The sequence below is a fragment of the Salinivibrio sp. PR932 genome, assembly GCF_001996125.1.
GTDB lineage: Bacteria > Pseudomonadota > Gammaproteobacteria > Enterobacterales > Vibrionaceae > Salinivibrio > Salinivibrio proteolyticus.
Genome location: NZ_MUFM01000032.1, coordinates 1 through 25,993, shown reverse-complemented (window position 1 = coordinate 25,993; position 25,993 = coordinate 1). Strand labels below are relative to the sequence as shown.

Here is a 25,993-nt window from a genome sequence, read left to right as displayed (position 1 = left end):
ATGGTAGTGATTAGGCGTTGTTAAGGCCACGGCTGCGTAGCTCAAAGATAAGCTTTTCAGCGCTGCATTCAAATTGCATTTTGATATGCGCACTGTCGCCGCTAATTTGCTCGGCGTTAAAGTCGTGCTTGACGGCAGGGTTAATACTTTGTGCGAGCGAGAGGTACTGCTCAAAGCGCGCCTGCATTGCCTCGACGCTGTCGGCATGAATCGTCACTTCCGCGACTTCATCTCCTTCTGAGATAATATAACCAATTTCCGCGCTTACACCGCACGCGTCACATGCGTCAGTTTGATTCTCTTTCATGGTTGTCCCCTACGAGATAAAGCTGCAGGCGTCAAAATAGGCTTATCGCCTGCAATAAAGATGTCATGCTGATCTTTAGCAGATTCTTGATTGTGGCACATTGAGATAGGTCAGGTTTTGCAGGAGTTTGTAGCACGATGCATCATTGTCAGCAATCTAATTGTAAGCAATAGGTGGCGAATAAAAAATCACCCACCATCAGCGTATGCCAATCGTGGGTGATCGTCAGAACATCTTGGTAGAATGCGCTAGACCCAGTCTTCTTCCCATTGGACCAAGGTGCCTTTTGGCCAGTTCGCGCCAACCTCGTGGTACTCTTGCTCTAGCTTATGGCGGCGAATTTTAAGTGTTGGCGTGAGTTTTCCGTTCTCAATGCTCCAAGGTTCTTTGATCATCAAAACGCCTTTGATTTGCTGGTGGGACTCCAGCTCACCGTTGATGGTATCAATTACCTTTTTCACGCGGCGCTCATAGCGGGCCCGATCAAAGTGCGGGAAGTGGTGCGGCAAAGCAAGCAAAATAGGCGCAGGCATGCCAGAGCCGATCACACAGAGCATCTCAGCGTTAGACAGCTCAAATAAACGTTTTTCAATCGCCACTGGGGCAACAAATTTGCCTTTTGCGGTCTTGAAGGTATCGTTTTTACGCCCTGAGATACTCAGGTAGCCTTCACTATCGAGTTCGCCTAAATCCCCCGTGTGTAGCCAACCATCCACCAAGGTTTCGGCTGTGGCTTCCTCATTTTTGTAATAGCCACTAAATAGGCCCTGACTTTTGACTAAGATCTCCTGATCATCGGCTATCTTGATTTCAACGCCGGGTCCTGGATTGCCGACGGTGCCAATTTTGTCGGCCCTAAATGGATAGTTAAGTGTGCTGTATGCGTAGCTTTCGGTCATTCCCCAGGCTTCGGTGATATGTAGGCCCAATTTTTCATACCAACGCAATAGTGCTGGGGCAACCGGCGCTGAGCCACAGCCCAATACGCGCGCTTGATCAAGACCAAGGTTCTTCGCGATTTTCTTTTTAACCAGACTACCGACAAGAGGAATGCTCAGCAGCAGGTTAAGACGTGCATCTGGCAATTTCTCTTGAATGCGCTGTTGGAACAACGTCCACAGTCGCGGTACCGAAATGAAAAGCGTTGGGCGATGCATTTTGACATCTTCAATAAAGGTATCGAGCGACTCTGGGAACGCGGTTGGGATCCCACCCATAATGGCCGACCCCATGATATATACGCGTTCGGTGATATGGGCCAATGGCAGATACGAGAACAAACGATCGTTCGGCTCGATACCAATGTGGTCAATCAGGCGTTGCGCGGACCAACAATAGCCACCGTAGCTCAGAATGGCGCCTTTGGGGAGCCCAGAGGTGCCAGAGGTATATACCAGTGACATCACATCATTATCGAGATGGACCGGACGCTCTTCGGTAGGTTCGTGACTTGCGACTAACTCCTGCCAGTCATAGTGACAATCCACCGTAGGATATGGAAATGCGATAGTCTTAATGTGTGATAGGGTCTGTAACGACGCTTTTAGCGCTTTGGTATCATCCAATTTGCCGACAAACATGGCCTTAGATTCACTGTGCGTGACCACGTGCTCAATGGTGTCGCTGCCTGCGGTTGGAAAAATAGGCACGCTAATGTAGCTGCCCATCATCATCGCCAGATCGGCAATAAACCATTCCGCACAGTTTTTAGAAATCAGCGCCACCTTGTCACCGGGTTGCACGCCCATGTCACGTAATGCGGTGACCATACGCATCGCCTGATCAGCGACGTCCGCAAAGGTGTAATCCACGAAACGGCGATCGCGAATTTGGCGTAAAAATACGTGGTTAGGGCGTTCGTCGGCCCAGCGTAAGATCTGATCGTGTGGTTTGATGTGTGACATTGGACTTCCTCGTTGTCGCAACGTGATTCATACGTCTAACTGTTATAATAATGTTAACTTACTGACTCTGCCCGTATTTACGCAAGGCAATTGTTTAAACATGTGTTCAAATTATGACTGTCGGCACTATTTACACCAATAAGTCCTCATTTTTTGGGCTGTTTTCACACTTATCTATCAAGGTATTAGCAGAACTTTGATCCGCTTCAGCGAGTCTTTGGTGTGTTTCGTGTCAGGCTTTCTATTGCACTCTGTACTATCTTTATGGCGAGTCGTGGCGCAAATGCATTGCCTGCCAACACATTGCAACATGCAGACGATTACTGCCCGCCATGCTGACGGAGACTGGGGAGAACACATTACAGATGCCAAAACGCAGTAAGGCCCAAACACAACAGACGATCGAGACTATTCTTGATGCCGCGAAGCAGCAACTCCTGACGTTGGGCTACGAGGGTATGTCGTATACCACCCTCAGTGAAGCAACGGGGGTATCTCGTACCGGGATCAGTCACCACTTCCCGCGCAAACAAGATTTTATGGCCGCGCTCGAACCCGTGCTGCTCGATAATTTGATGGGTACGCTTGAGACGGGGGGAACCGTTAACCAGTTAATGCAAAGCTGGATGCAGGCGATGCATGCTGACGGTGAGTTCAAAGCCATCTTACGGCTGTGTTTCTACTTGCTGATCAGCGGTAAAGCCGACAACGGCGTCGCCTTTCGCTGTCTACGTAAATTGCAGACAGATTGTGAAAAGCAAATGAATACCGATCTGACCGTTGCTTTTTCACAGCTGCTAGGCGCCAGTTTACTCATGTGTCGTCAATGAACGGCACCGGTCCGTTGAACCTGCATAATAATTGACATATCACCCCGTTATCTCACCAAAATTTGACAGACAGGCGCAATGCCTTTTGATACACTCGCCACGCTTTTACAGCACCAGACCTTTTTTGGAGATAACTATGAACAATACCGACCATCCTCCTAGTCGATACGGAGAAAAATAACTGCCGTTGGTATTGTGACCCTTCCTTTTACCAGCGCAGTCGTAGCTGGTTTCCCGCTCTGTTTTTCTCCTTTCTCGATGTAACGCTTAATCACGCCCTTTTGGCGTGAGGTTCGTTGTTGATGGTCGTTACCTGTTGCCAATCGGGAGATTCGCCATGACGGTAATGAACAACACCTTTGACTACGCCACTGCGTTTTCCACTGCAGAAATCGTGGCGGCACGTAATGCATTTTTACAATACGATCTCGACAAGCAAGTCGAGTTGCTTACCGTGATGCCGGTTGAGGAGTCGATGGGAATTTTACATCACTGCTCGGTGGCTCATGTCCAGCATTTGCTCAATGCGCTCGATGCGCAGGGGTTTGACCGCGAAGCCCGTGAATATGCCAACCATTTAGGCTTTATTCACTCGGAAGCGGAACCAGCGAAAAGCTATCTGTCTACCGGCGTGTTTGCGCACGTTAAACAGCGGATTGGCTGGATTGTCGGACTTGCGCTGCTTGGTATCGTTTCTGGGATGATCATTGCTCAATACGAAGATACCTTAAGCCAACTCGTTCTGTTAGCTGTGTATATGCCAGTGATTGCAGCGGCGGGAGGCAATACCGGTTCCCAAGCGGCAACCTTGGTGGTCAGGGCGCTTGCAACGGGAGAGCTTCGCAAACGTCAGTGGCTCCAAGTGATGTGGAAAGAGGCCCGCGTCGCGGTATTTATTGGTGTGGCGATTGCTGCAGTTATGATGGTGAGGATTTTACTGTTCAACCACAACGCGACGGTAGGCGCGTTTGCACTGCACGATATTGCGGTTGCCATTGCGTTGGCCCTGTTTATTCAGGTGACCATCTCCACAACGCTTGGCGGATTGCTGCCGATTGTGGCGCGCGCGTTTCATCTTGATCCTGCGGTATTGGTCAGCCCGGTACTGGCATCCGTGGTAGATATATCTGGGATGTGGATTTATTTCACTGTAGTCAATACCTACCTCGGCATTGGTAGCTAGCCCGAAGAGTGGCGCCCATGTGGCGCCATTTTTTATCTATGGTTATGGTCAGTGATAGCGACGCGTTGGGATTTGCGCACCCGATACGCACTTAGCTTGATCTTACGCAGTAAATTGCTGGGTAACTGTGCTATCACTATTACAACAGTTGAATTATTAAAAAATATTTTAATAATGGAGAAGGCGGCCTGATGCCGCGATTCAATTTCTGCCAATAAGGTAACCCTATGAGTGATGCACTGGTACTCGTTATTAATTCAGGTAGCTCGTCGTTAAAATTTGCCCTGATGGATGCGCAAACTGGCGATGCTGTGATTTCCGGCGCTGGAGAATGCTTTGGGCGCGATGACGCGCGGATGAGCTGGAAAGTCGACGGTGAAAAAACCGAGAAAACCTTAAGTGCAGGAAGCAACCACCACCAAGAGGCCATGGACATCATTGTGGGCCTTATCGAAAGCAACCAATTAAGTGACAAACTGCAGGCCGTTGGCCACCGTGTGGTACATGGCGGTGAAACCTTCAGCCAAGCCACCCTGATTGATGATGCCGTACTGGCGCAAATCGATGCGCTAAAAGCCCTGGCGCCACTGCATAATCCAGCACATGTGGTGGGCATTAAAGCGGCGCGCAAAGCCTTCCCAAGCTTGCCGCAAGTGGCGGTTTTCGATACGGCATTCCATCAAACCATGCCAGAAAAAGCGTACCATTACGCGATCTCGCGTCAGCTCTACAACGATTACGGTATTCGCCGCTACGGTTTCCACGGCACCAGCCATTATTATGTAAGCCGTGAAGCGGCTAAATGGCTTAACCAAGCGCCTGAACAAACCAACGTAATCACCGTACACCTTGGTAACGGTGCCTCTTTGTGTGCGGTCAAAGACGGTCAAAGTGTCGATACCAGCATGGGCTTTACGCCTTTAGCCGGTTTGATGATGGGCACACGCTGTGGTGATATTGACCCATCTATTCTAGAGTTTTTGTCGAAAAAAGGGCTCAGCATGGATCAAATCCACCATGAGCTGATCGATAAAGCCGGTTTACTCGGTGTTTCGGAATTAACGAACGATTGCCGAGGCTTGGTCGAGGCGGCAGAGCAAGGCCATAAAGGCGCTCAATTGGCGCTAGAAATGTTCGCTTATCGCGTTGCAAAATTCATCGCAAGTTACATGGTGCCGTTATCCCGCCTGGATGCGATTGTTTTCACAGGCGGAATTGGCGAAAACTCACTGCCAGTCCGTGAAATGATCCTCAAGGAGCTAGCCATTTTCGGCTATCAAGCAGATACCGATGCCAACGCCGCCGCGCGTTTTGGTGCCGCAGGGCAAATCACCACTCAAACGTCACCGCTTGCATTGGTGATCCCAACCAACGAAGAGTTAGTGATCGCACAACAAGCCATGGCAATGGCCTAACTGTCGCACCTCCTCGGATTTCAGGCGAGCCTCAAGGCTCGCTTTTTTGTGGTCACTCGCCATGATCTTGCCAAACAAGCAAGCCGACTCTCGATAGGCTAAGCAGGACGAGCGCAAGAGAAAAGAAAACGATAATAGGTCTAAAATTGCGAAGGCTTGTCATCTTTGCACCACTTAACGCAGCATAGATTTAATGTAGTTACGCTTACCAAAACGACTCATCAAAATGGCGGCGCTAACATGGATAGTGACGAGGACCAGGGTTGCGTTGACAGCAAACTCATGGACTTCTTCTAACCATTCGAGCTCTTCACCTGACTGCGTCATTGTCCAGCCAGTCAAAATGGTGACGAGAAGCAATCCCCAAAGACTCCAAATCATAAGTGCTGCGGCAGGGTTATGACCTGAGCTTGTATGATCACGTCCGCGTATAAGGTTGCTGAAGTGAGCACGAGCGGCAGAAAGCGAGGGAATAAAACGGGTTAGTCGTGCTTCTGAATGCGTGAGCATTCCCCAAATCAGACGTAAGACAATGGCCCCAAGGATCACGTACCCAAACCAGCGATGAATGTCACTGCCTTCTTCCGTGACGCTCATATTGGCAAAGAATAATGCAGCAATCAGCCAATGGCTGAACCGGACGACTCTGTCCCATTTAAATGGTCGTGGGGTGTTAGCGGTCATGATAATGTCCTCTCATGTGGTGATGTCTTCACTCTATGAGAGGAAACTTAAGAATCACTTAAGAGGGGAAAAAAATAAAAAAGTTATATTTTASAATTGGATAGATTTTTGGGGTGCATTTTTTATCGGCAGGAGGAGATTCTTAAGCTTTTCTTAAGTATCGCGCCGTAAGCTCAGTGACAATCAGCCAATAAAGGATGTCACCGCTATGGTTAATTCAGCGAGTCGATTTGACATTGTTACACCAGACTCAGCGAATCGCGCTGAAATAGAGGCGTATATTGCTGAACGCTATCAACAAGCCTTCAACGCGACAATTACCACCTTCATGCCTTATTTGTCCTGCCTGAGAGGACAAGACGATCGCTTATTGTCGGTGTGCGGCTATCGCCCTGCTGCGTATCAGCCGCTTTTTCTCGAACAATACCTTACCGACGATGTGGCTGACGTACTTAGCGCTCACTATCAGCAAATGATCACACGTAACTCAGTGATTGAGTTTGGGCAACTGGCCTCATTCTCTTCGGGAACGTCACTACCACATTTCCACGCTTTAGCGAATCGGCTGCTATCACACGGATACCTATGGTGTGTATTTACCGCCACAGGGCCGCTATATGCACTCATGCGACGATTTGGCCTTGAGCCCCATCTACTGACCGATGCGGAAGCGAGTCGTCTACAGCCCGCCACTGATCAATGGGGCAACTACTACACGCGGATGCCTCGTGTCTGTGCCGGTAACCTTGCTCAAGGTGCTGAGCAGTTGGCGCGGATTGTGTCTAAACACTGTCATACGGAGAATGCTAATGCGCGTCTTATTTGAACGTTTGGCTGACTATGCCAGATCCCAACCTGATCAGGTTGCCATTCACGGGTCGGATGCATCTGGCGACTGCCTGATACTGACCTACCAAGCGCTTTGGGGACGGATCAGGGCGCTGAGTGAAACGCTATTGGCGCTCGATACACAGATGATTGGGCTTGCCGGTGACAACAGTGTTAGTTGGGTATTGATCGATCTTGCCGCTGCGTATGCAGGTATTTCAATTGTGCCGATCCCGCCCTTTTTTACGGCTGAACAACAACAGCATGTCTTGGATACGGCAGGGGTAGATTGGGTGATCGGCTCGCCACATCCTGATGTCTCATTAAGCCATGCATCTGTGACTACATTGGCGGGATTACCATGTCATGCACGAGACGTAGACGCACCGCCAGCTTTGCCTCCGGCCGTAAAGGTCACGTTTACTTCAGGTTCGACCGGTTCTCCCAAGGGCGTGGTATTGAGCGCAGCTACGCTGGAGAGCGTTAGTGTATCGCTTGCCAATACTGTCTCCACCACTGCGGTACCTTCCTGTCATTTAGTCGTCCTTCCCCTGTCCACACTACTGGAGAATATTACGGGTGTTTACGTGCCCCTGTTGCTTGGTGTGACGACAGTGATCCCATCCAGCTATGACTTGGGGCTGATCGGCTCAAGCCAGTTAAACCTGAATCAATTGATGAGCGGACTGATTCGTTATCGCCCGCAAAGCTTGGTACTTACTCCTGCGTTATTGCGAGCCGTCATCCATCTTGGTGAACAGCATCCTGGTGCGGTTGCCGATCTCAAGCACGTTGCTGTCGGAGGTGCAAAGGTGGCACCGGGCTTATTGCGCGCAGCAAGTCGGCTTGGCTTATCGGTTTTTGAGGGGTATGGCTTATCGGAGTGCGGATCAGTGGTGAGTTTGAATACCTCCGAGCACCATTGTGTTGGCAGTGTGGGTAAACCGTTACCTCACAATCGTGTTTTTCTCGCATCAGACGGCGAAATCATGGTAGCAGGCGCGACATTCTCAGGTTATCTGGATCGCGACTTTCACCCTCACCAAGGCGCCGTTGCGACGGGAGATATCGGTGAGTTTGATGATGACGGCTTTTTGTATGTAAGAGGTCGCAAAAAAAATCAACTCATTACGGCTTTTGGCCGCAACATCCATCCAGAGTGGATTGAGGCGGAAGCCATGGCCTATTCGGCGCTTAGCAACATGGTGGTATTAGGAGAGGGGAAGGACTACCTGACTGCCATTATTGGTAGCGACTCTCCTGATAAAGCAAAGCAGCAGTTGATGCAGCTTAACCACCAACTGCCCGATTATGCGCAACTCCGAGCGGTGATATTTACTGCTCCTTTTCATCAGCAACCCCATTTAATTACGGCAAATGGCCGCCCTAAACGCGATGTCTTTTGCCAACAATTTGAGCCGCAACTTAACACGTCGGCCCAACCATTACTGACTGACGAAACCCTGCCACTCACGGCACATTCCTAGGAGGATTTATGGATAATCAAGGTTTTTTCCATGTACTAGAGAAAGAAACCGCTCAGGCGAGAGCCTCAATGCTGAGTGTGCCTGTGATTGAGGCTTGCGACTATAAGGCGATCACGCTGCAAACCTACACGGCCTTTCTTGTTCAGGCTTATCATCATGTGAAGCATACCGTTCCATTACTGATGGCCTGTGGTTCTCGGTTGCCGGAGCACTATGAATGGTTACGCCAAGCGCTCGGCGCATATATTGAGGAAGAGAAAGGTCACCATGAATGGATCTTGGATGACTTGCGCGCATGTGGCTTTGATGCCGAACTAGCGAGGGCTAACTGCGGTGAGGGCCAAGTTGGGTTAGGGATTGAGATGATGGTGGCGTATTTATATCACCAAATTGATCGCAAAAATCCAATGGCTCTATTTGGCATGGTTTGGGTGCTGGAAGGTACGAGCGTCTCAATCGGCGGCTCGATGGCCGCACTGATCCAGCAAACGCTTTCTCTACCCGATACAGCGATGCGGTATTTAACGTCACACAGCACCTTGGACGTAGAGCATATTGGCTATTTTGCCGATTTGATGAACAAGGTAACGGATCCCGCGGACCAACAAGCCATCATTGATAGTGCGAACCGTGTTTATGCGCTGTATGAATCAATGCTGCGAGCGCTTCCTATGGCCACGACACAGACCCAAGTGGCGTAGGAGGCGGTAATGAAAAACACAATTATATTGCTAACAGGAGCGACAGGAGGCATTGGCCGAGCACTGGCTGATGTACTGGCAAAAAAAGGCGCAATACTTGTGCTCGTCGGCCGCCATCTCACTGCGTTGCATGATCTCAAAAACCAGCTTATGAATGGCGAGCATCATCAGATCATCGAAGCAGATATTGGTACAGCAGAAGGCAGAGACAAGGTGAATCAGCATGCACGATGGCTGGGTCAGCAAGGTACGCCAATAGAAATACTGATCAATAATGCGGGGGTAAATTGTTTTAATTATCTATCCATGCGCGCAGATGACAGTGTTGAACATGAAATAGCCATCAATCTAACTGCCCCCATTTTGCTTTGCAAACATGCACTCACGTGGCTCGCACCGACAGGTCTCATTGCCAACATTGGCTCAACCTTTGCTGGTATCGGTTTTCCCGGATATGCCAATTACGGTGCGACTAAATCAGGCCTGTATCGCTTTACCGAAGCGTTAAATCGGGAGTTATATGACAGTCAGCAGTGTGCCATTTATATCGCGCCTCGAGCCACCAAAACGGCGTTAAATGATGCACGTGCAACGGCGATGAATAAGCAATTGCGAAATCATGTGGACTCACCTGAGTGGGTAGCGAATCACATTGTGCGCGCCATCGAAAAGCGTTGCTTTGCGGTGTGGCTCGGGTGGCCCGAAAAACTGTTTGTTCGTCTGAACCAACTTTTTCCATCGTTAGTGGGTCATGGAATCGCAAAACAAAAAGACATCATTGATTTTCACGCTAATACGCCGCAAGGCTTGCCAGTTGTAGAGGAGTCACAGCATGACTATTCGTAAATCATTTTATATTACCGTATGGGCACTCAGTTGTTCTTTGATTAGTGCGACAGTGCTGGCCGACCCTATCTTGGCTAAGATCCAGACGCGCTGGGCACAATGTAACTACACTATCGAAAGCAGTGATGACAAAGTGGCGTGTTTCGACCGTTTAATCGATGATACGCAAATTGCACTTCTTGCCCAACCAGCGCGTCATGATCTGAAAATATGGCTTGCTATCAATAAGAGCTCGTTAGCCGGGGTTGATGGTGGCATGGGAGCATTAGGCTTGGTCAAGGATGCAAAAATTCTACTCGAAGATGTGATAACACAGGCGCCGGAAACGCTGGACGGTTCGGCCCTAACGAGCCTCGCGACGTTGTACCACAAAGTGCCGGGCTGGCCACTCGCATTTGGTGATGACGATAAGGCTGCTGAGCTGTTTAAAAAAGCACTTGCGATCAACCCAGACGGCATCGATTCGAATTATTTTTATGGCGAATTTCTAGCGGATACCGGAAAAACAAATCTCGCTGTAGCATTCTTGAAGCATGCACAACAAGCCCCTTCGCGGTCAGACCGCCCTCTCGCTGACCAAGGACGCCAACAAGAAATTATCCAAAAACTGAAGGAGCTTAATCAGCAATGAGGCTGTTACTCGTCGAAGATGATTGCATGCTAGGGGAGTCCATGGTGGCGTCGCTGCAGCGTCACGGCTATACCGTTGATTGGTTGCAGCGAGGAGGTGGTGTGGATGCGTTGTTAAATACCGAAAGTTTTACCGCTATCATTCTAGACTTAACCTTGCCAGACACTGATGGGCTTCATGTGTTGCGTAAAATTCGCCGCAAACATAGCGATATCCCTGTGATGATTTTGACAGCACGCGATGACATTGATGACCGTGTGAAAGGGTTAGATGGTGGAGCCGATGACTACATGATCAAACCTTTTGCGCTCGAAGAGCTATTGGCACGTCTGCGCGTCATGATTCGGCGTATTTCCGGTTATGCCGATACCACGATGTCATGCCATGGCGTGACCTTGTCGATGGCAACGGGTGAAGTGGAGATGAAGGGTGCACCTATTCGGTTAACTCCTAACGAGTTCAAACTGTTATCCACACTGATGGCACATGCTGGCCGAGTAATGAGCAAAGATCAACTTCAACAAGCACTTCATGGTATGGATGAGGGAATTAGTCCGAATGCCATTGAAGTCCATATTCACAATTTACGCAAAAAAACGGGTGGAACCTTGATTCAAAACATTCGTGGGGTTGGGTATATCATTGAGAAATAAACAGCGCCCACATTCAATAAAACGCCATCTTACATTCAGCACTGTGTGTGTGGTGGGGGTGTTAATGTTTGTCTCTTGGCTGCTGGTGTATAGCGAAGCTCGTCATGAAATTAATGAAGTCTATGACGCGCGACTGGGGCAATCGGCAAAAACGTTGGCGCTGTCGGTAATGAGCTGGGGAGATCAGCCGCCAGATAACTTTACACAAAGCTATACCCATTGGTTAAACGCGATCACTGCCAACGCAAAAGATGACGATACGACCACACCATTTGGCCACCCCTACGAAGATAATTTGTTTTTTCAGTACCGCGTTAGCGATGCATTAGTTGCCAAAAGTCCGAACGCACCGGCGCAATGGATAGGGACATCGGACAACCCCGGATTTGATATGGTTACCGCAGCAGGTGAACAGTGGCGCACCTTCCTATTAGTATTCACACTGCCGGACAAACGGCAAGCGAGTCTGCTGGTGGCGGAAAAAGAGGCGATTCGCCAAGAGTTGATGACAGAAGTCTCGTTGACCATTGGCTTACCCCAGCTCCTATTGATCCCACTTTTAGCGGTTATTGTTGTGGTGTTAGTTAGCCGCGCATTTAGGCCGCTAGGTGAATTAAAAGAGACGATCGCTGCGCGCAGTGTTGATAATCTCGATCATATTCATGTCTCACAACCCACGGTTGAACTCTCACCACTCGTCAAGCAGATCAATTATTTGTTTTCTCAGTTGAATAATGCCTGGGTGCGTGAAAAGCGTTTGGTCAGCACTGCGGCACACGAGTTAAAAACCCCCCTCGCGGTACTGCGACTCAATGCAGAAAACGCCTTGTCTGCGACCACAGAAGCGGAACGTGATAATGACTTGACCAATATTCTGAATGGCATCGATCGAACTGATCGTGTTATCCAACAGTTGCTCATGCTTTCGCGGGTGGAGCAGCAAAAAAATACCGAAGTCACGCAGGTAGATATTGTTCCATTGTTGCGAGAACAAATTGCTGCGCTCGCACCGATGGCATTGACACAACAACAGTCAATAGAGCTTGAAGGGCAAGAGAGCCTGTGGGTCAAAGGCCATCCTGTGATGTTGTCAGTGTTATTTACTAACCTGATTGATAATGCCATTCGCTATGCAGGAAAAGGCGCATCTATCAGTGTGATCACCAGCCACTCAGCCAATACCGTCGTGGTGGAAGTGATTGATTCTGGCTACGCGATATCGGACGAAATTAAGAGCCGTATTTTTGATAAATTCTTCCGCGGTCATACCGAGAAAGGTGATGGGGCGGGGTTGGGAATGTCGATTGTCAAAGACATTGTGGAACAGCATCACGCGAGTATTATGATTCAAAGCCCGTACTTTTCTGACTATGGCAATGGTTTTACGGTGACTTTTCCAATGGTCTCTGAGCGCGGAAATACGTGAATTGAATTCGGGTAGTGCGAGTTTCACCCTAGCCAAGCTTGGTCCTTCTTTGTAATTGGCGCTTGGTTAGTGTTCGCGGGATGATACGGGGCTGACCAAAAAACAGGCGCGATCTGACCGCGCCTGTTTTACTAAGTTCTGACTGATTGAAATTACAAAGGCTCTCGCTTAGCCCCTCTTGATCCCATGCCAATACACAGGCCAATGGTGCGGTTCACCGAGGTTATTGATCACCGCCGCAATGGTTACCAGTGCGACACTGCCTGCGAGCACGGGCGTAAACAAATAATCGATGCCTACCACTTGAGTCCCTGCTAGCATGATTACCAGTGGATTTGCTCCTGCTGGTGGATGGACGGCACGGCAGGCTTGCATCAGCATAATCGCAAGGCCCACTGCTAGTGCGATCATCCAGCTTTCATTTCCCACGCCATACAGCATCGCCAATCCAACACTGGCGGTCAGTAAGTGACCCACAATCACATTTCTCGGTTGCGCGAGCGGCGACTGAGGGGCTGCAAATAAAATCACACAGGTTGCGCCAAAGGGAGCCATCAGCCATGGCACGCCAGTGGTTTGGTTCAGCACGGTTAAGGTAAGAATACCAAAAAATCCACCCAGCAAGCCTTTTGTCAGTTGAATCCAAGTTGGTTTAGGCGGTAACGCACCGCCACCTTTTAGTCGTTTCATGGTCGTTCCTTCAATGGTTGAGTGAAGTGTACCGATCTGTACACGTTGTTTTAAAGAGTACAGATCGGTACACTTCATAGCAAGTCTTTTTTTTGGAGAGCATCATGAGTAAGCGCGATCACATCTTGGCGGTAGCCGAGTCGTTATTTAATCAGTTTGGTTACACCGCGGTGGGCGTCGACAAAATCCGTGATGAAGCCGCGGTCTCAAAGACATCGATGTACCGTCACTTTGGCGCTAAATCGGCCTTGATTGAGGCTGTGCTGCAAGCGCGTCATACAAGATTTGAGCAGGGACTGCAGCAGGCTATTGATGCGCATCAGGATAAAGACGCCCAATTGGCGGCGCTCCTCGATTGGCATCTGGCGTGGTTTAAACAAGACGACTTTAAAGGCTGTATGTTTATGCACGCAATTGGCGAATTTAAGAGCAATACAGACAGCCAAATTGTAGAGATTGCTAAAGCGCACAAAGACAAAATTTACGGTTTAATTGAACAGATTGTTGGTTCAAAGGCGGTTGCTGATGCGGTGATGACGCTGTTGGAAGGGCTAATCGTAAGGGCTGAATTTGATGCGCTCCCCGACCGTGAGTTATGTCTTACCATGTTACGAAGCTTAATAAGACCCTAGGAATAAATCTAAAAGTGACAACGTCACTAGCAAGCGCATAGACGATACGCTGGAGCTCTTCTAATCTCTAAAGGGATGTGGACTCTTGGAGTGGTAATGTGAAAAACGGATGGATATTTGTCGTTTGTTGGTTACCGTTGTGTGTCATGGCAAATACACTAACGATTGCTTATCGTGACGCCAGTGACTCTGTTTCTTTGGCGACTAAAGCGATTGTAGAGCATGCATTCACTGCCATTGATGAGCGTATTGTACTGACATGGATGGAAATGCCACTAGCACGGTCCGAAAACGCCCTAGCCAAAGGGATTATCGATGCGGACTTTGGCCGGACACGACTTGTCTATCAAGATATTCCCGAAGCGCTGTATCCAGAAGAGCCACTCATGTCGATTAATTATTATCTATTTGGACACACACATGTTTTAAAGCCAGAAGATTACCAATATGTCGTGGGAGTTATTGGTGATCAGGTTAATGTAGAAATCGCAAAACGCTATCAATGGCAGCTTATTCGCGCTAGAACAGAACGCGATGCACTGAATATGGTTAATAGTCAGCGAGTTCAAGCGATGATAGGCTACGGCGGTATTCGAAGTATTATCGAGAAAGAGCAATTTACTGATGTACGAATAGGAGAAAAACCGGTTGAGACTTTCGAGGTTTTTCTCGTCTTGCATCAACGTCATCAGCGACTAATCACACCACTTAATACGGTATTAAGAGACATGAGAGATAACGGCACGACTGCCGCTATCCTTGCCAAACATGGATTATGATTATGGCTGCTGCTCAACCTGCAACTTTTGCTGCCGTACTTTTCGGCGTAACAGCTCGGTATAAATAGGTTGGCCACCCAGCAATTGCGCAAACAGTGTGGCACCCAGCGTGGTGATAATCAGCGGTAAGATTAGGTAGTAATTGTTGGTCATCTCAATCACCAACAAAATACCGGTAATCGGCGCGCGCACGGTCGCGGCGAACAGAGCGCCCATTCCCGCAATCGCAAACATGCCCGGTTCAATGCCCATGTCAGGGTAGAGATTTGCAATCATCAAACCGAAGACGGTTCCCAGCAAGGTGCCAAGGGCAAGCATGGGAGCGAAAATGCCGCCCGGTGCGCCGGAACCAAAGCAGATGACTGTCAGCAGTGTGCGTGCCATAAAAATAAACAGCAGTGCACTAATTGAATAGTTAAGCGTAACAAAATCAGGGACAAGGTTAATGCCGCCGTGCGTGAGTTCAGGCGCATACACCAGCAGTAGACCAAATATCCCCCCCAAGGTCGACCCCACAATCAACACGCGCTTTTGGCTGTTTTGATACAAGCGTTGAAAGTAATCTTGAAAGCGCATGATCAGGAAGTTAAAAATCACTCCAAACACACCAAAACAGCACCCCAACGCTAAGAAGAACCACAATGAAATCAGTGGCGGTGTCTCGTATTGAGGTAACACGATGACAGCGTCTTGGCCATTGATATAGCGAAACACAATGTCAGCAATGATTGCCGCAATGATCACCGCTTTAATGGAAATGAGGGTATAACGAAACTGCGGCCGCATTTCTTCAACCACAAACATGATCGCTGCAAGTGGGGCATTAAACGCGGCGGCTAAGCCCGCTGCGGCACCTGATGCGAGTAGAGTTTGATTGGTGTTACGGTCGTGGATGCGGAAGGTGTCGGTCACCATCCGGCCGATATTGGCACCGATTTGGACACTCGGCCCTTCTCGGCCCAAAATCATTCCTGAGCCTAGCGCGCCCAAACCACCAAAAAATTTCACTGGGATTACCCGCCACCATCGTGTGGGACGAATACCTTCCATGGCGCCTTCTACTTCAGGAATACCCGAACCCGCCGCTTCAGGCGCAAATCTGTGCACCAGCCAATAGCCAATTAAGGCAAGGCCCGCACTGATCAGAAAGGCGAGTAATCCCAATGGAATCATTGAGGTGATATTGCTATCGAGCCACTCGGTACGTGTTTGAGAAAGAGAGTGAATCGCGAGTTCAAAGAAGGTGACCACAATACCCGCGAGCAGGCCAATAACAACCGCTAACAATAAGACGGAAACGGGCGTTTTATCGCGTGACCACAGCTTATCGAAAAAAACGCTAGATTTATAAAATACTGCCCTTTTCTTGCTTGATTTACTTACAATTTTCATCAATGTGAACGCAAAGGTTAAGAAGAAAAAACGACGATGAAGTGAGGGTCTCATGCTCCTGAGCCTACACCGTGCTGGGATACGTCCTGTAACCCGAGGAAACGCAATAATACTACGCCAATTAGCATAACATGCAAGCATCGTTAGCCAGTGTGCCTACTTGGCTAGTCTGGGCTGGTGGGGGCGTAGTCTACGCTGATCAGTCAGGCTGCCTTGAAGGCGAGCGGGCGATTTTTATCGCATTTTCCCGAGTTCAATCGGTACTGACAAAGAGCGTAACACGTGTTGAGCGTGGTTTTTTTGATTTGAGTTAGATCACAGTTTGCAGTGGTGAAAATTTCCGCTGCGACAGCACTCTGTTGGAGCGATACGCAGCGGAGAGTCACTAGCCTTGGCGAGCGGCAAGGCTATCGCCGATGTTTATTAAGCGATCCAAAATACGTTCACCATCGACGCCAATGCCATTGTGCTCGTACTCGTTAGTCATCCACGCTTGGCTGTTGGCAATCTGCGCCAAGGTTTGGCGGGAATAATCGAACTCAACAAACATATCATCCACATAGGTGGCACAGGCGAGCGGCACCGTATTGCGCTTGAGTACGTCGAGATCATAAAGCGCCGGCCAATCGCTCTTTTCCGCCAGCAACATGGCGGCGTCTTTGAGCGGTTTAAGGGTAGCCAGTTGATCAAACATCCACGGGTAAACCATTTCGCCGGTAAACCGGAACGGCTGATCGGGCTGATAGTGGAATTGCGGGAATTGATCGCGCACTCGATGGGCTGACCACTGCGATGCCTGCTGCTGGCAGTAAATCGATTCATGCAAAATAGCGTAAAACGGGTTGGTCAAATATCCTTGGTCAGCTTGCATCGCATTTAAGAACGGATAGCTTAAGGCACGCTCACCATTCACCTCGATAAAGGCTCGCTCCAGTAGGTAATACAGCGGTAGCCCGGCATGGCCGCGACCGAGATTCAGTCCCAGTGTTTGAAATTGCTCAACGGTAAACGGCTGACCGTTTGGCAGCGTCACCGCATTGTTTTGCAAATACTGGGCAATCTCGTGACAGCGGGCTTGTGCATCGGGGAATTGGGCGAAAAACTGCTGGTTCTTGTCTTCCACACGCTGATAGGTTTTTTGATACACCGCATCGGCGTGCCCCTCGAGCGGCGGGATACCGCCGGTGACAAAGGCGCGTGATAGCGATTGTGGAAAGAATGACAAATAGGTGAGGGCACAGAACCCACCAAAGCTTTGTCCGAGGATCGCCCATTGCTTGATGCCTAACGCTTCGCGTAAACACTCGGCGTCTTTCACGATGCTGTCGGCCCGAAAATGGCTCAGATACGCCGCTTGCTCGGCAGGCGTGAGGTGGGCAAGTGTTTGGTGATTTACCGGCGAGCTTAAGCCCGTGCCGCGTTGGTCAAGTAACAGTACGCGGTAATCGTTTAAGGCACGTTTTAGCCAGCCGCTTGCCCCATTCGGACGAGGAGACTCAAACCCTGGCCCGCCTTGAAAATACACTAACCACGGTAAATCTTGTTCAGTTTTGCGCGTATCAACCACTTCACGGGCGAAAAGCGAAATCGATGGGCTGGCGGCGTCATGATGATCCAGCGGCACATCAATGCGATGGCTGCGATAACGAATATGGCGATCCCAGAGCTCTTGCATGGTAATTCCTTTACAAACAAAACGATGACGCGCGCTAGATTACCAGAGTTGACCAACGGCGGCGAGCGGCTATCGCGCCAGCAATTCGCCATAGTTATGTGACACAAATCACTTTTCTATTTACTTAGCCTGCTAACTATTTTATAGTGGCGGCTACTTATTACTTAGCAGGCTAAGTAATTTCACGGTTGAGGGAGAAAACGTATGACATCGTCACATCCTGAACACATGTCGATTGCTGAACATTTAGGACGCACGGCGCGATTGTGGCGGCGTGTTGCTGATTCTGAACTGGCGCCATTGGGGCTGAGTTATCCGCGCTGGAGTGCGCTGTGGATGCTGCGTCGGTTGGGAGACGGCATCAGTCAAAGTGAACTGGCGCAGGCGCTCGAAATTGAGCTGGGCTCGTTGATGCGGACCTTAAAGCACCTTGAAACGCAGGGGCTGATCACACGGCGCTGCTCGCCAGAAGACAAGCGCACCCGAACGGTACACGTCACTGACAGCGGGTGTGAATTGATGACCCGTATTGAAGCGCGAGTGTTGCGGGTACGTAAGCATCTGCTCGCAGGCATTGACGCCGAAGACTTTGACGCCTTAGAGCGGGTGTTGGTCACCATCAATCAAAATGCGATGGACTATACCGCCACCACAAAAGATGACTAAGGCATAGAACAATAACAGAGGTAAGAAGTACGAATGACACCAGATGAAAAATTTGCGCGTTGGGTAAAAGTAGCTGCTCTCAGTTTTGTGTTGCTCTTTGGCTATTTTTTGCTGGCAGATAACGTGATGCCACTAACGCCTCATGCCATGGTGACACGCACCGTGACCAAAGTCGCTCCACAGGTGAGCGGGCCGGTCAGTGCTTTGGCGGTAGAAAACAACCAAGGCGTGCATCAAGGGGATGTGTTGTTCCAAATTGATGATACCCCGTATCGGATTGCGGTCGACCAAGCCAAACTCTCCTTAGCTCAAGCCAGACAAACCAATACTCAGTTAGATGCGTCATTGATGGCGGCGCGGCAAGATGTTTCGGCCTTGGCGTCGGTGATGGAGCAAAAAGTGCGCGAAGCGAAACGCTTAACGGCTTTGTTTGCCAAAAATGGTGTATCACAGCAGCAGCGTGATGATGCAATCAGTGCGGCTAATACCGCCCGCGCGAAATGGGAAGCGGCCAAGGCACGCGTCAGTGCGCTTCAAATTCAACGGGGTGGTGACGGTGCCAGCAACATTGCCGAACAGGTGGCATTGAGCAAATTAAAGAAAGCACAATTGAATCAATCCTACACCACAGTAAAAGCCAGCCATGACGGCGTCGTCACCAACCTGCAATTGGACGTGGGAGCCTATGCCAGTGCTGGTCAGCCATTGATGGCCTTGGTGTCTGATCGCACCGATGTGATTGCCGATTTTCGTGAAAAAAGTGTCCGTGATGTGCACACTGGCACGCCGGTGAAGGTGGCGTTTGATAGTGAGCCGGGCAAGCTTTACGCGGGACACGTGAGTAGCGTGGATGCGGGCGTCAGTGCTGGACAGATCGATGCTAACGGACAACTGGCGTCACCGTCTAATTCCAACCGTTGGGTGCGTGATGCGCAGCGGATGCGTTTGCACATTCAACTCGATGAATGGCCCTCTCATGCGCTACCGACCGGTGCCCGTGCCACGGTGCAACTTATGCCAGACAGCTGGGTTGGAGAAGTATTCGCCAGTGCCCAGGTCGGCTTTTTAAGCCTGCTGCACTACATCTACTAGGGAGGTGAGCGATGGCTTTATGGCATCACCCCTTAAGTGATAACGATGTGCGCCAGTGTTTGCGGATTGCCACCGGCGCCACAGTAGGCTTTACGGTATGCAAGTTTTTTGATTGTAGCTTTGGGGTGTTTTTTACCGTTACCCCCATGCTACTGCTGGGCTTAGTCCCAGTGATGAACGGTCGCGCGGCGCGCCAATTGCTTGCCTCCGCGGTGATCAGTGGTTTAGAAGTGGGTGTGCTCGGAGGCTTATTGGGGGCGCATCCAGGGCTGATGACACCGCTCGTCTTTGTGTTGTTTACCTATAAATTTGCGTGCATGTCTAAAGGGCGCTTTTTTCTGTTTGGTGCCAACAGTGTGTTGAGCCTGAGCATTATGCTGCATTTTGCCAGCTATCCAGACTTGCCACTTAACACGCTCGTTTTTGGTAACTTAGGGGCCAATATCCTCTCGGTATTGATCGCCTACTTAGTAACATGGTTGATCCCGGATGTGACTGAACGTCAGCCGCCTGCCATGCCCGCGGGAGGCAAGCAGACTCACCGTATGCGCCACGAGGCATTAATGGGAGCCTCGTTAGCGACCATTTCCTTTGTGGTCTTTCAGCTGTTTGATTTGCGCGACTCCATTTCAGCGCAGGCCACGACTGTGTTATTGCTGTTTCCCATGCACTGGAACGGCACCTTAAGTTATGCGCGAAAACGCGCGGTAGGCACGGTGCTTGGCGTCGCGTATGGGGTAGCATGCCAAGCAATACTGTATGACTGGTTTGGGGTGTTGATCTTGGTCGCGCCGCTTTTGTGGATAGGGACGCTTTTATTCGCCAAAGCTCATGTGAAAGAAGCCAGTGGATCAGGGGTCGGATTTGGCGCGATGGCCACCTTGGGGATCCTGTTTGGGCAATACTTAAGTCCCAGCCAAGATTTTATGTATGATGCGCTTTACCGCGTGAGCAGCAATATTGTGGCGATAGTGATCACCTTAATGCTGTGTTTTGCGCTCCACAAACTGCTTAATTACTTTCCTGCCACGCGATTTGGGACCGCCTAAAATGTCAGAAAAATTGGCGAACGGTATGGCTTCTCATCGTCAATGCGAGCGATATGATTTTGTGCGTAACCGCGCATGATTATTTGACTTTTGCGAGGCGTAACTTGTTTATCAGTTACGCTGTCGCTATTATTTGCGCTGACATCCATGTACAGAGAGGAAGTCAGCCGTCTCTCGCCCCTTTTGGCCGAATTAGGCTACCGGCTTATTGCACGCCGACGTTGACGGTTTCCGCCCCTCCCATTGCCAGTAAGGTAGCGTAGTGAAAAAACTGATCTTAATTGTGGTGTGTGCCATGTTTGCAGTGGCGGCAATTGCCAGCATCACCGCCACAACTTTTATCTCACACGATGAAATCGACCACATCATTCTCAAGCGCTCCAAAGCGCAGGCAGAGCTGCTTGCGGATCGCGCCGAATACATTCTGTCGAACTCGTCAACGCCAACCGACGATTTACAGGAGATGGTCAGCGGTCTCAAAGTACGCAGTGACATCAGCTATGCCGTCGTCATTGATAAAAACGTCAAAGCCATTGCCCACAGTGATACGCAGAAACTAGGCAAAGTCTACACCGACAGCTACACAGTGGCGGGGGCCAGCCAAGGCCAACCGCAGCATTCACGCTGGTACGCTGATGTGCAAGATGTATGGGTGTACGACATCATGATGCCCATCTACGTCGATGGCCGCCTGTGGGGCGCGTTTGATGTAGGGATCCCAATTACAGAAGTGGATAGCGCGGCCAATGACATTGCGATTGCGCAGCTGACCGCGATTGGCTTGATTTTTATTGCCTGTACCCTCGTGCTGGTATGGCTATTGGGCCGACTGTTCGCGCCGCTTAAAGGCCTTGAGCACGCGCTGGCGGATATCTCGAAAGGAGACGGTGACCTGACTGTGCGCTTGCCTGTCACTGGCAACAACGAGATCACCCGTATTTCGGTGGCTTTTAACACCTTCGTAGAAAAAATCGACCAAATCATCGCGCATGTGGTGGAAACCGGTGAAGAGCTTGGCCGTTCAGCCGAGTCGCTGCGCGATAAAGCCGCGCAATCGCTAAAACGTGGTGAATCACAAAGCGAGCAAGCGCTGCTGGTCGTGACCTCGATGAATGAGATGATCGCCACCATCAACGAAATTTCGCAAAGCGCGTCGAATGCGGCAGATTCAGCTTCGTCAGCCAACAGCGAAACCGAAGCCGGTAAGCAAACCTTGACCGAAGCGACCCAGACCATCAACCAACTCGACACCGAGATGGACAACATGTCGACGGTGATCACCTCGCTGGCCGATCGCACCCAGTCGATTGTCTCCATTTTGGACGTGATACGTGGCATCTCAGAGCAAACGAACTTGCTTGCCTTGAACGCAGCGATTGAAGCAGCACGCGCTGGCGAAGCCGGACGTGGCTTTGCGGTAGTGGCGGATGAAGTGCGCAGTCTGGCGACTAAAACGTCGCAATCGACCGAAGAAATTCAATCGACCATTGATCAGCTTCAGCAAGAAGCGAAAAACGCGGTTGAGGCGATGGACACCAGCAAAGCCCTGACCAACGAAGGGAACCGCGCGACCGAGCAAGCACTGACGGCGCTGGAAAGCATCGCGATGCAAGTGAGCACCATCTTGGATATGAACACCCATGTGGCAACGGCGACCGAAGAGCAATCAAGCGTAGCCAATGAAATTAACGTCAACATGGATACGGTTAACCAAGCGGCGCAAGCCGGGTTGGATGATAGCCATAGCCTAGAAGCGAGTAGCCAAGATTTAGCAGGGCTCGCACGCACCCTCGATCACTATGTGGGCGCGTTTAAAGTCTCAGCGATTAACAAAGCGGACACGTCATTGCGCGCGTCGCGTGACTAATCGACCGTTTTTGAACACCGTGAGCCGATCGCCAGCCTTGTGCTGGCGATTTTTTTAGCGGGTTCCAAAATGTCGGTTAAAAATCAGGGGCGGGTTGAGTGGGCAAGTGTTGAGCTAAATAGGTCAATAACGCCGCTACTTTGGGCTGAAGCTGACGTCCGCGTGGATAAAGCGCCCAAATACCTTCTTCTTCTATCCGATAATCTACCAATACTTCTTCTAATGTTCCCTCGGCTAATGCCTCTTGCACGTAATAATGCGGCAGCTGCGCGAGGCCAATACCTTGCTTGGCCGCCTCGAGTAACGCCACGCCAGAATTACAGCGCAGCCGCCCCGAAACCGTGAGGGTGCGGACTTTATTGCCCGCTTGATAATGCCAGTGCTCGTTGGAGCCGACCAAACAAACATGGCGATTGAGTTCGCTTGGCGTCTGCGGCCGGCCGTGTGCTGCCAAATACGCTGGGCTGGCACAAATGGAGAGCCGTCGAGAACCCAAGCGCTTCGCTTTCAAACTGGAATCCGCGAGATGACCAATACGGATCGCCACATCGGTGCCAGTTTCAATTAAATCAATTCGACGATTAGTTAGATGCAAGTCCACCGACACATGAGGATATTGCCGCAAGAAGGGGGCCAGCAGGGGAGCGATATATTGTTCGCCAAAATTCACTGGCGCCGTCACCCGCACTAATCCGGTGGGAAGCGCTTGCGATTGGGTAATGGTTTGCTCGGCCTCTTGCAAGGCGGCCATCAGCGGACGGCAACGTTGATAATAGTGCTCGCCTTCATCCGTTAGTGTGACTTTACGGGTGGTACGATGAAAAAGCTTCACCCCCAAATGGGCTTCCAGCGCCGCAACTCGTCGGCTTACCGCCACCACATTGGTATCGAGCTTATAAGCCGCCTGAGTAAAACTGCCGTGCTCAGCCACCGCTAAAAATTCGTTTAATCCTTCCCAATGCGGCGCCATGACTGTCTAWCCTGTCTATATTATCGGACAATGTATTATTACGTTAGTGAAATAATAATTTTCAATTTTGCTGGATTATAACGAAAAGCAACTTAGCTAGTATAGCGTGATACGAATTACTCCCTTGAACTCAAAAGGATTCTGCAATGGCACTAACCATCAAGCCGGGACAAACCCACATTAAATCCAAAGCCGCCGTCGCATGGGGGCCGGGCCAACCACTGAAAATGGAAGAGGTCGACGTTGAACTGCCCAAGCCGGGCGAGGTGTTGGTCAGAATCGTTGCCACCGGTGTGTGCCATACCGATGCGTTCACCTTATCGGGTGACGACCCTGAAGGGGTATTTCCTTCCATTCTCGGCCACGAAGGCGGCGGGATCGTCGAAATGGTTGGCGAGGGCGTGACCAGCGTAGAAGTCGGCGACCATGTGATTCCGCTTTACACCGCAGAATGTGGTGAGTGTAAATTCTGCCGCTCAGGCAAAACCAACCTGTGTGGCGCAGTGCGTGAGACCCAAGGCAAAGGCCTGATGCCAGACGGCACGTCGCGCTTTTCTATCAACGGCGAGACCATTTTCCACTACATGGGCTGCTCGACCTTCTCGGAATACACGGTACTGCCAGAAATCTCATTGGCGAAAGTGAGCAAAGCCGCACCGCTCGAAGAAGTTTGCTTGCTTGGCTGTGGCGTGACCACTGGCATGGGCGCGGTGATGAATACCGCCAAAGTAGAAAAAGGCGACACGGTGGCGATTTTCGGTTTAGGCGGTATTGGCCTATCCGCGGTGATTGGCGCGCGTATGGCAGGCGCGAGTCGCATCATCGGCATTGATATCAATGAGAGCAAGTTCACCCTTGCCAAGCAGCTGGGCGCCACTGATGTGATTAACCCAAAAGACTACGATCAGCCAATCCAGCAAGTGATTGTGGAGATGACCGACGGCGGCGTCGATTACTCGTTCGAATGTATCGGCAATGTCGATGTGATGCGCCAAGCGCTGGAATGCTGCCACAAAGGCTGGGGCGAGTCAGTGATCATTGGGGTTGCCGGCGCAGGCCAAGAGATCTCGACCCGTCCGTTCCAGTTGGTGACAGGACGCGTCTGGAAAGGCTCGGCGTTTGGTGGCGTTAAAGGCCGCTCAGAGCTGCCCGGCATTGTCGAGCGTTACCTCGATGGTGAGTTTGGTCTACAAGAATTTATCAGCTACACCATGGGCCTTGATGAAGTGAACCGTGCCTTTGACCTGATGCACGAAGGCAAAAGCATTCGCAGCGTGATCCACATGGATAAATAACAGGACGGCCGCCGTGGCAACGCGGCGGTAAAATAACCATGCAACTAGAAAAAATAAGCGAAAACAAAGTCGCGGGCGGTTGGCACCAACGTTGGCAGCATGATTCTAAAGCCACCAACGGCAAAATGACCTTTGCGATCTTTTTGCCCGAAAAAGCGAAAAAACAACCCGTGCCGGTGCTTTATTGGCTCTCGGGCCTAACCTGCACCGACGAAAACTTTATGCAAAAGGCCGGCGCCTTTAAACAAGCCGCCACCTTGGGCATGGCGATTGTGGCGCCAGACACCAGCCCGCGCGGCGAGGGCGTAGCCGACGCCAATCAATACGATCTCGGCCAAGGGGCGGGGTTTTATGTTAATGCCACCCAAGCGCCGTGGCAGTCGCACTACCAGATGTACGACTACGTTGCTCACGAACTGCCGGAGCTGATTGAATCGCACTTTGCGGTCAACAACCAGCGCGCAATTGCCGGACACAGCATGGGCGGCCACGGCGCGTTAGTGATTGGTTTGCGTAACCCATCACGCTACAGCAGCATTTCGGCGTTCAGCCCCATTTGTCATCCCACCGAGTGCCCGTGGGGCAAACAGGCCTTTAGCGCCTATTTAGGTGATGACGAACAAACATGGCAAGCCTATGATGCCACCGTGTTACTCGCCCAAGGCCCCACCGCCATGCCGATGCTGGTGGACCAAGGCGACAAAGACGGCTTTTTGGCCGAGCAGCTTAACCCGCAAGCCCTGAAACAAGCGGCCGAGAAACACAACTCCCCGCTGACCTTGCGCATGCAACCCGGCTACGACCACAGCTACTTTTTCATCAGTACGTTTATTGATGAACACCTCGCCTTCCACGCCACTCGCTTTGCGCGTTAGGGTAAATGCTCCTCACCACCGTATACATGTTATGCGGTGGTTTGCTCTCCTTTTATTGTAAAGCATGATATCTTATTGAAATAACTGGCTATAATGTAAAAGGATATTATGTATAC

Annotated in this window: 25 protein-coding genes and 1 pseudogene; 19 read left to right on the top strand and 7 right to left on the bottom strand. The window is 50.5% G+C overall.

What is annotated here, in order from left to right:
• Positions 1 to 10: 10 nt before the first annotated feature.
• Positions 11 to 307 carry a DUF406 family protein gene (locus BZG84_RS13440; protein WP_077481948.1) on the bottom strand — a complete coding sequence of 99 codons (297 nt, stop codon included), beginning with the start codon at positions 305 to 307 and terminating at the stop codon, positions 11 to 13.
• Positions 308 to 555: 248 nt separating this feature from the next.
• On the bottom strand, positions 556 to 2,211 hold the full coding sequence (locus BZG84_RS13435) for an AMP-binding protein (RefSeq protein ID WP_077481950.1): 1,656 nt from the start codon (positions 2,209 to 2,211) through the stop codon (positions 556 to 558).
• 365 nt (positions 2,212 to 2,576) lie between these two features.
• Between BZG84_RS13435 and BZG84_RS13430 the strand changes: the two genes are divergently transcribed.
• From BZG84_RS13430 to BZG84_RS13420, 3 genes are all read left to right on the top strand, one after another.
• Positions 2,577 to 3,041: a TetR family transcriptional regulator gene (locus tag BZG84_RS13430; protein WP_158074980.1), complete on the top strand. Its 465-nt coding sequence runs from the start codon at positions 2,577 to 2,579 to the stop codon at positions 3,039 to 3,041.
• Positions 3,042 to 3,378: 337 nt separating this feature from the next.
• Entirely contained in the window at positions 3,379 to 4,224 is an 846-nt protein-coding gene (locus BZG84_RS13425) for a magnesium transporter (RefSeq protein WP_077678319.1), read from the top strand.
• Positions 4,225 to 4,451: 227 nt separating this feature from the next.
• On the top strand, positions 4,452 to 5,639 hold the full coding sequence (locus BZG84_RS13420) for an acetate kinase (protein WP_077482075.1): 1,188 nt from the start codon (positions 4,452 to 4,454) through the stop codon (positions 5,637 to 5,639).
• Between the two features lie 174 nt (positions 5,640 to 5,813).
• Here the strand turns inward: BZG84_RS13420 and BZG84_RS13415 are convergent, their stop codons facing one another.
• A complete protein-coding gene (locus BZG84_RS13415; protein ID WP_077482073.1) occupies positions 5,814 to 6,323 on the bottom strand; it encodes a cytochrome b/b6 domain-containing protein in 510 nt (169 codons plus the stop codon).
• Between the two features lie 208 nt (positions 6,324 to 6,531).
• Between BZG84_RS13415 and BZG84_RS13410 the strand changes: the two genes are divergently transcribed.
• The 8 genes and pseudogenes from BZG84_RS13410 (at position 6,532) to BZG84_RS13380 (ending at position 12,895) form a co-directional block, all read left to right on the top strand.
• Positions 6,532 to 7,149, top strand: coding sequence for a thermostable hemolysin (locus BZG84_RS13410; RefSeq protein WP_077482071.1), 618 nt, complete (start codon positions 6,532 to 6,534; stop codon positions 7,147 to 7,149).
• Positions 7,133 to 8,638: an AMP-binding protein gene (locus BZG84_RS13405; protein WP_077678318.1), complete on the top strand. Its 1,506-nt coding sequence runs from the start codon at positions 7,133 to 7,135 to the stop codon at positions 8,636 to 8,638. Before BZG84_RS13410 ends, BZG84_RS13405 begins: the two co-directional genes overlap by 17 nt.
• Before the next feature lie 8 nt (positions 8,639 to 8,646).
• Positions 8,647 to 9,339 carry a TenA family transcriptional regulator gene (locus BZG84_RS13400; protein WP_077482065.1) on the top strand — a complete coding sequence of 231 codons (693 nt, stop codon included), beginning with the start codon at positions 8,647 to 8,649 and terminating at the stop codon, positions 9,337 to 9,339.
• Positions 9,340 to 9,348: 9 nt separating this feature from the next.
• A complete protein-coding gene (locus tag BZG84_RS13395) occupies positions 9,349 to 10,185 on the top strand; it encodes an SDR family oxidoreductase (RefSeq protein WP_077678317.1) in 837 nt (278 codons plus the stop codon).
• The gene (locus BZG84_RS13390; RefSeq protein WP_445177055.1) at positions 10,172 to 10,816 is read left to right on the top strand and encodes a tetratricopeptide repeat protein; all 645 of its coding nucleotides are present in this window, start codon (positions 10,172 to 10,174) and stop codon (positions 10,814 to 10,816) included. The genes BZG84_RS13395 and BZG84_RS13390 overlap by 14 nt, the downstream gene beginning before the upstream one ends.
• A pseudogene (locus BZG84_RS16645) lies at positions 10,813 to 11,182 on the top strand (response regulator); the annotation flags it as partial. The gene BZG84_RS13390 and the pseudogene BZG84_RS16645, both read left to right, overlap by 4 nt.
• Complete coding sequence (locus tag BZG84_RS16640) at positions 11,155 to 11,469, top strand: winged helix-turn-helix domain-containing protein (RefSeq protein ID WP_415752740.1); 315 nt, start codon at positions 11,155 to 11,157, stop codon at positions 11,467 to 11,469. The pseudogene BZG84_RS16645 and the gene BZG84_RS16640, both read left to right, overlap by 28 nt.
• Before the next feature lie 64 nt (positions 11,470 to 11,533).
• Positions 11,534 to 12,895 (top strand): sensor histidine kinase, encoded by a 1,362-nt coding sequence (locus BZG84_RS13380; protein ID WP_241825800.1) that lies wholly within the window; start codon positions 11,534 to 11,536, stop codon positions 12,893 to 12,895.
• Between the two features lie 168 nt (positions 12,896 to 13,063).
• Here BZG84_RS13380 and BZG84_RS13375 read toward each other — a convergent pair whose 3' ends face one another.
• Entirely contained in the window at positions 13,064 to 13,585 is a 522-nt protein-coding gene (locus BZG84_RS13375) for an HPP family protein (protein WP_077482089.1), read from the bottom strand.
• 104 nt (positions 13,586 to 13,689) lie between these two features.
• Here BZG84_RS13375 and BZG84_RS13370 point away from each other — a divergent pair, with 104 nt between their 5' ends.
• Positions 13,690 to 14,217 carry a TetR/AcrR family transcriptional regulator gene (locus BZG84_RS13370; protein WP_077481279.1) on the top strand — a complete coding sequence of 176 codons (528 nt, stop codon included), beginning with the start codon at positions 13,690 to 13,692 and terminating at the stop codon, positions 14,215 to 14,217.
• Between the two features lie 146 nt (positions 14,218 to 14,363).
• Positions 14,364 to 14,996: a substrate-binding periplasmic protein gene (locus BZG84_RS13365; RefSeq protein WP_077481278.1), complete on the top strand. Its 633-nt coding sequence runs from the start codon at positions 14,364 to 14,366 to the stop codon at positions 14,994 to 14,996.
• Here BZG84_RS13365 and clcA read toward each other — a convergent pair whose 3' ends face one another.
• Positions 14,997 to 16,442: a H(+)/Cl(-) exchange transporter ClcA gene (clcA, locus tag BZG84_RS13360; protein ID WP_371414251.1), complete on the bottom strand. Its 1,446-nt coding sequence runs from the start codon at positions 16,440 to 16,442 to the stop codon at positions 14,997 to 14,999. It lies immediately after the preceding gene.
• A 331-nt stretch (positions 16,443 to 16,773) separates the two neighbouring features.
• Positions 16,774 to 18,063, bottom strand: coding sequence for an alpha/beta fold hydrolase (locus BZG84_RS13355; RefSeq protein WP_077678316.1), 1,290 nt, complete (start codon positions 18,061 to 18,063; stop codon positions 16,774 to 16,776).
• Between the two features lie 204 nt (positions 18,064 to 18,267).
• On the opposite strand from BZG84_RS13355, the gene BZG84_RS13350 reads away from it, so the two are divergent.
• The 4 genes from BZG84_RS13350 (at position 18,268) to BZG84_RS13335 (ending at position 22,737) form a co-directional block, all read left to right on the top strand.
• The gene (locus BZG84_RS13350) at positions 18,268 to 18,729 is read left to right on the top strand and encodes a MarR family winged helix-turn-helix transcriptional regulator (protein ID WP_077481274.1); all 462 of its coding nucleotides are present in this window, start codon (positions 18,268 to 18,270) and stop codon (positions 18,727 to 18,729) included.
• A gap of 33 nt (positions 18,730 to 18,762) precedes the next feature.
• Positions 18,763 to 19,821 carry an HlyD family secretion protein gene (locus BZG84_RS13345; RefSeq protein ID WP_077481272.1) on the top strand — a complete coding sequence of 353 codons (1,059 nt, stop codon included), beginning with the start codon at positions 18,763 to 18,765 and terminating at the stop codon, positions 19,819 to 19,821.
• An 11-nt stretch (positions 19,822 to 19,832) separates the two neighbouring features.
• A complete protein-coding gene (locus BZG84_RS13340; RefSeq protein WP_077481270.1) occupies positions 19,833 to 20,870 on the top strand; it encodes a DUF2955 domain-containing protein in 1,038 nt (345 codons plus the stop codon).
• Between the two features lie 262 nt (positions 20,871 to 21,132).
• Positions 21,133 to 22,737 carry a methyl-accepting chemotaxis protein gene (locus BZG84_RS13335; protein WP_077678315.1) on the top strand — a complete coding sequence of 535 codons (1,605 nt, stop codon included), beginning with the start codon at positions 21,133 to 21,135 and terminating at the stop codon, positions 22,735 to 22,737.
• 76 nt (positions 22,738 to 22,813) lie between these two features.
• On the opposite strand, the gene BZG84_RS13330 is transcribed toward BZG84_RS13335, so the two are convergent.
• Positions 22,814 to 23,707, bottom strand: coding sequence for a LysR family transcriptional regulator (locus BZG84_RS13330; RefSeq protein WP_077481266.1), 894 nt, complete (start codon positions 23,705 to 23,707; stop codon positions 22,814 to 22,816).
• 146 nt (positions 23,708 to 23,853) lie between these two features.
• Here BZG84_RS13330 and BZG84_RS13325 point away from each other — a divergent pair, with 146 nt between their 5' ends.
• Together BZG84_RS13325 and fghA are read left to right on the top strand one after the other, a co-directional pair.
• Entirely contained in the window at positions 23,854 to 25,002 is a 1,149-nt protein-coding gene (locus BZG84_RS13325; RefSeq protein ID WP_069587906.1) for an S-(hydroxymethyl)glutathione dehydrogenase/class III alcohol dehydrogenase, read from the top strand.
• A gap of 38 nt (positions 25,003 to 25,040) precedes the next feature.
• Complete coding sequence (gene fghA, locus BZG84_RS13320) at positions 25,041 to 25,877, top strand: S-formylglutathione hydrolase (RefSeq protein ID WP_077678314.1); 837 nt, start codon at positions 25,041 to 25,043, stop codon at positions 25,875 to 25,877.
• Positions 25,878 to 25,993: the final 116 nt, after the last annotated feature.

Bases quoted from the DNA above. Each gene is read 5' to 3' on its own strand.
- BZG84_RS13440 (WP_077481948.1), bottom strand. From the start codon at position 307: ATGAAAGAGAATCAAACTGACGCATGTGACGCGTGCGGTGTAAGCGCG.
- BZG84_RS13435 (WP_077481950.1), bottom strand. From the start codon at position 2,211: ATGTCACACATCAAACCACACGATCAGATCTTACGCTGGGCCGACGAA.
- BZG84_RS13430 (WP_158074980.1), top strand. From the start codon at position 2,577: ATGCCAAAACGCAGTAAGGCCCAAACACAACAGACGATCGAGACTATT.
- BZG84_RS13425 (WP_077678319.1), top strand. From the start codon at position 3,379: ATGACGGTAATGAACAACACCTTTGACTACGCCACTGCGTTTTCCACT.
- BZG84_RS13420 (WP_077482075.1), top strand. From the start codon at position 4,452: ATGAGTGATGCACTGGTACTCGTTATTAATTCAGGTAGCTCGTCGTTA.
- BZG84_RS13415 (WP_077482073.1), bottom strand. From the start codon at position 6,323: ATGACCGCTAACACCCCACGACCATTTAAATGGGACAGAGTCGTCCGG.
- BZG84_RS13410 (WP_077482071.1), top strand. From the start codon at position 6,532: ATGGTTAATTCAGCGAGTCGATTTGACATTGTTACACCAGACTCAGCG.
- BZG84_RS13405 (WP_077678318.1), top strand. From the start codon at position 7,133: ATGCGCGTCTTATTTGAACGTTTGGCTGACTATGCCAGATCCCAACCT.
- BZG84_RS13400 (WP_077482065.1), top strand. From the start codon at position 8,647: ATGGATAATCAAGGTTTTTTCCATGTACTAGAGAAAGAAACCGCTCAG.
- BZG84_RS13395 (WP_077678317.1), top strand. From the start codon at position 9,349: ATGAAAAACACAATTATATTGCTAACAGGAGCGACAGGAGGCATTGGC.
- BZG84_RS13390 (WP_445177055.1), top strand. From the start codon at position 10,172: ATGACTATTCGTAAATCATTTTATATTACCGTATGGGCACTCAGTTGT.
- BZG84_RS16640 (WP_415752740.1), top strand. From the start codon at position 11,155: ATGATTCGGCGTATTTCCGGTTATGCCGATACCACGATGTCATGCCAT.
- BZG84_RS13380 (WP_241825800.1), top strand. From the start codon at position 11,534: ATGTTTGTCTCTTGGCTGCTGGTGTATAGCGAAGCTCGTCATGAAATT.
- BZG84_RS13375 (WP_077482089.1), bottom strand. From the start codon at position 13,585: ATGAAACGACTAAAAGGTGGCGGTGCGTTACCGCCTAAACCAACTTGG.
- BZG84_RS13370 (WP_077481279.1), top strand. From the start codon at position 13,690: ATGAGTAAGCGCGATCACATCTTGGCGGTAGCCGAGTCGTTATTTAAT.
- BZG84_RS13365 (WP_077481278.1), top strand. From the start codon at position 14,364: ATGGCAAATACACTAACGATTGCTTATCGTGACGCCAGTGACTCTGTT.
- clcA (WP_371414251.1), bottom strand. From the start codon at position 16,442: ATGAGACCCTCACTTCATCGTCGTTTTTTCTTCTTAACCTTTGCGTTC.
- BZG84_RS13355 (WP_077678316.1), bottom strand. From the start codon at position 18,063: ATGCAAGAGCTCTGGGATCGCCATATTCGTTATCGCAGCCATCGCATT.
- BZG84_RS13350 (WP_077481274.1), top strand. From the start codon at position 18,268: ATGACATCGTCACATCCTGAACACATGTCGATTGCTGAACATTTAGGA.
- BZG84_RS13345 (WP_077481272.1), top strand. From the start codon at position 18,763: ATGACACCAGATGAAAAATTTGCGCGTTGGGTAAAAGTAGCTGCTCTC.
- BZG84_RS13340 (WP_077481270.1), top strand. From the start codon at position 19,833: ATGGCTTTATGGCATCACCCCTTAAGTGATAACGATGTGCGCCAGTGT.
- BZG84_RS13330 (WP_077481266.1), bottom strand. From the start codon at position 23,707: ATGGCGCCGCATTGGGAAGGATTAAACGAATTTTTAGCGGTGGCTGAG.
- BZG84_RS13325 (WP_069587906.1), top strand. From the start codon at position 23,854: ATGGCACTAACCATCAAGCCGGGACAAACCCACATTAAATCCAAAGCC.
- fghA (WP_077678314.1), top strand. From the start codon at position 25,041: ATGCAACTAGAAAAAATAAGCGAAAACAAAGTCGCGGGCGGTTGGCAC.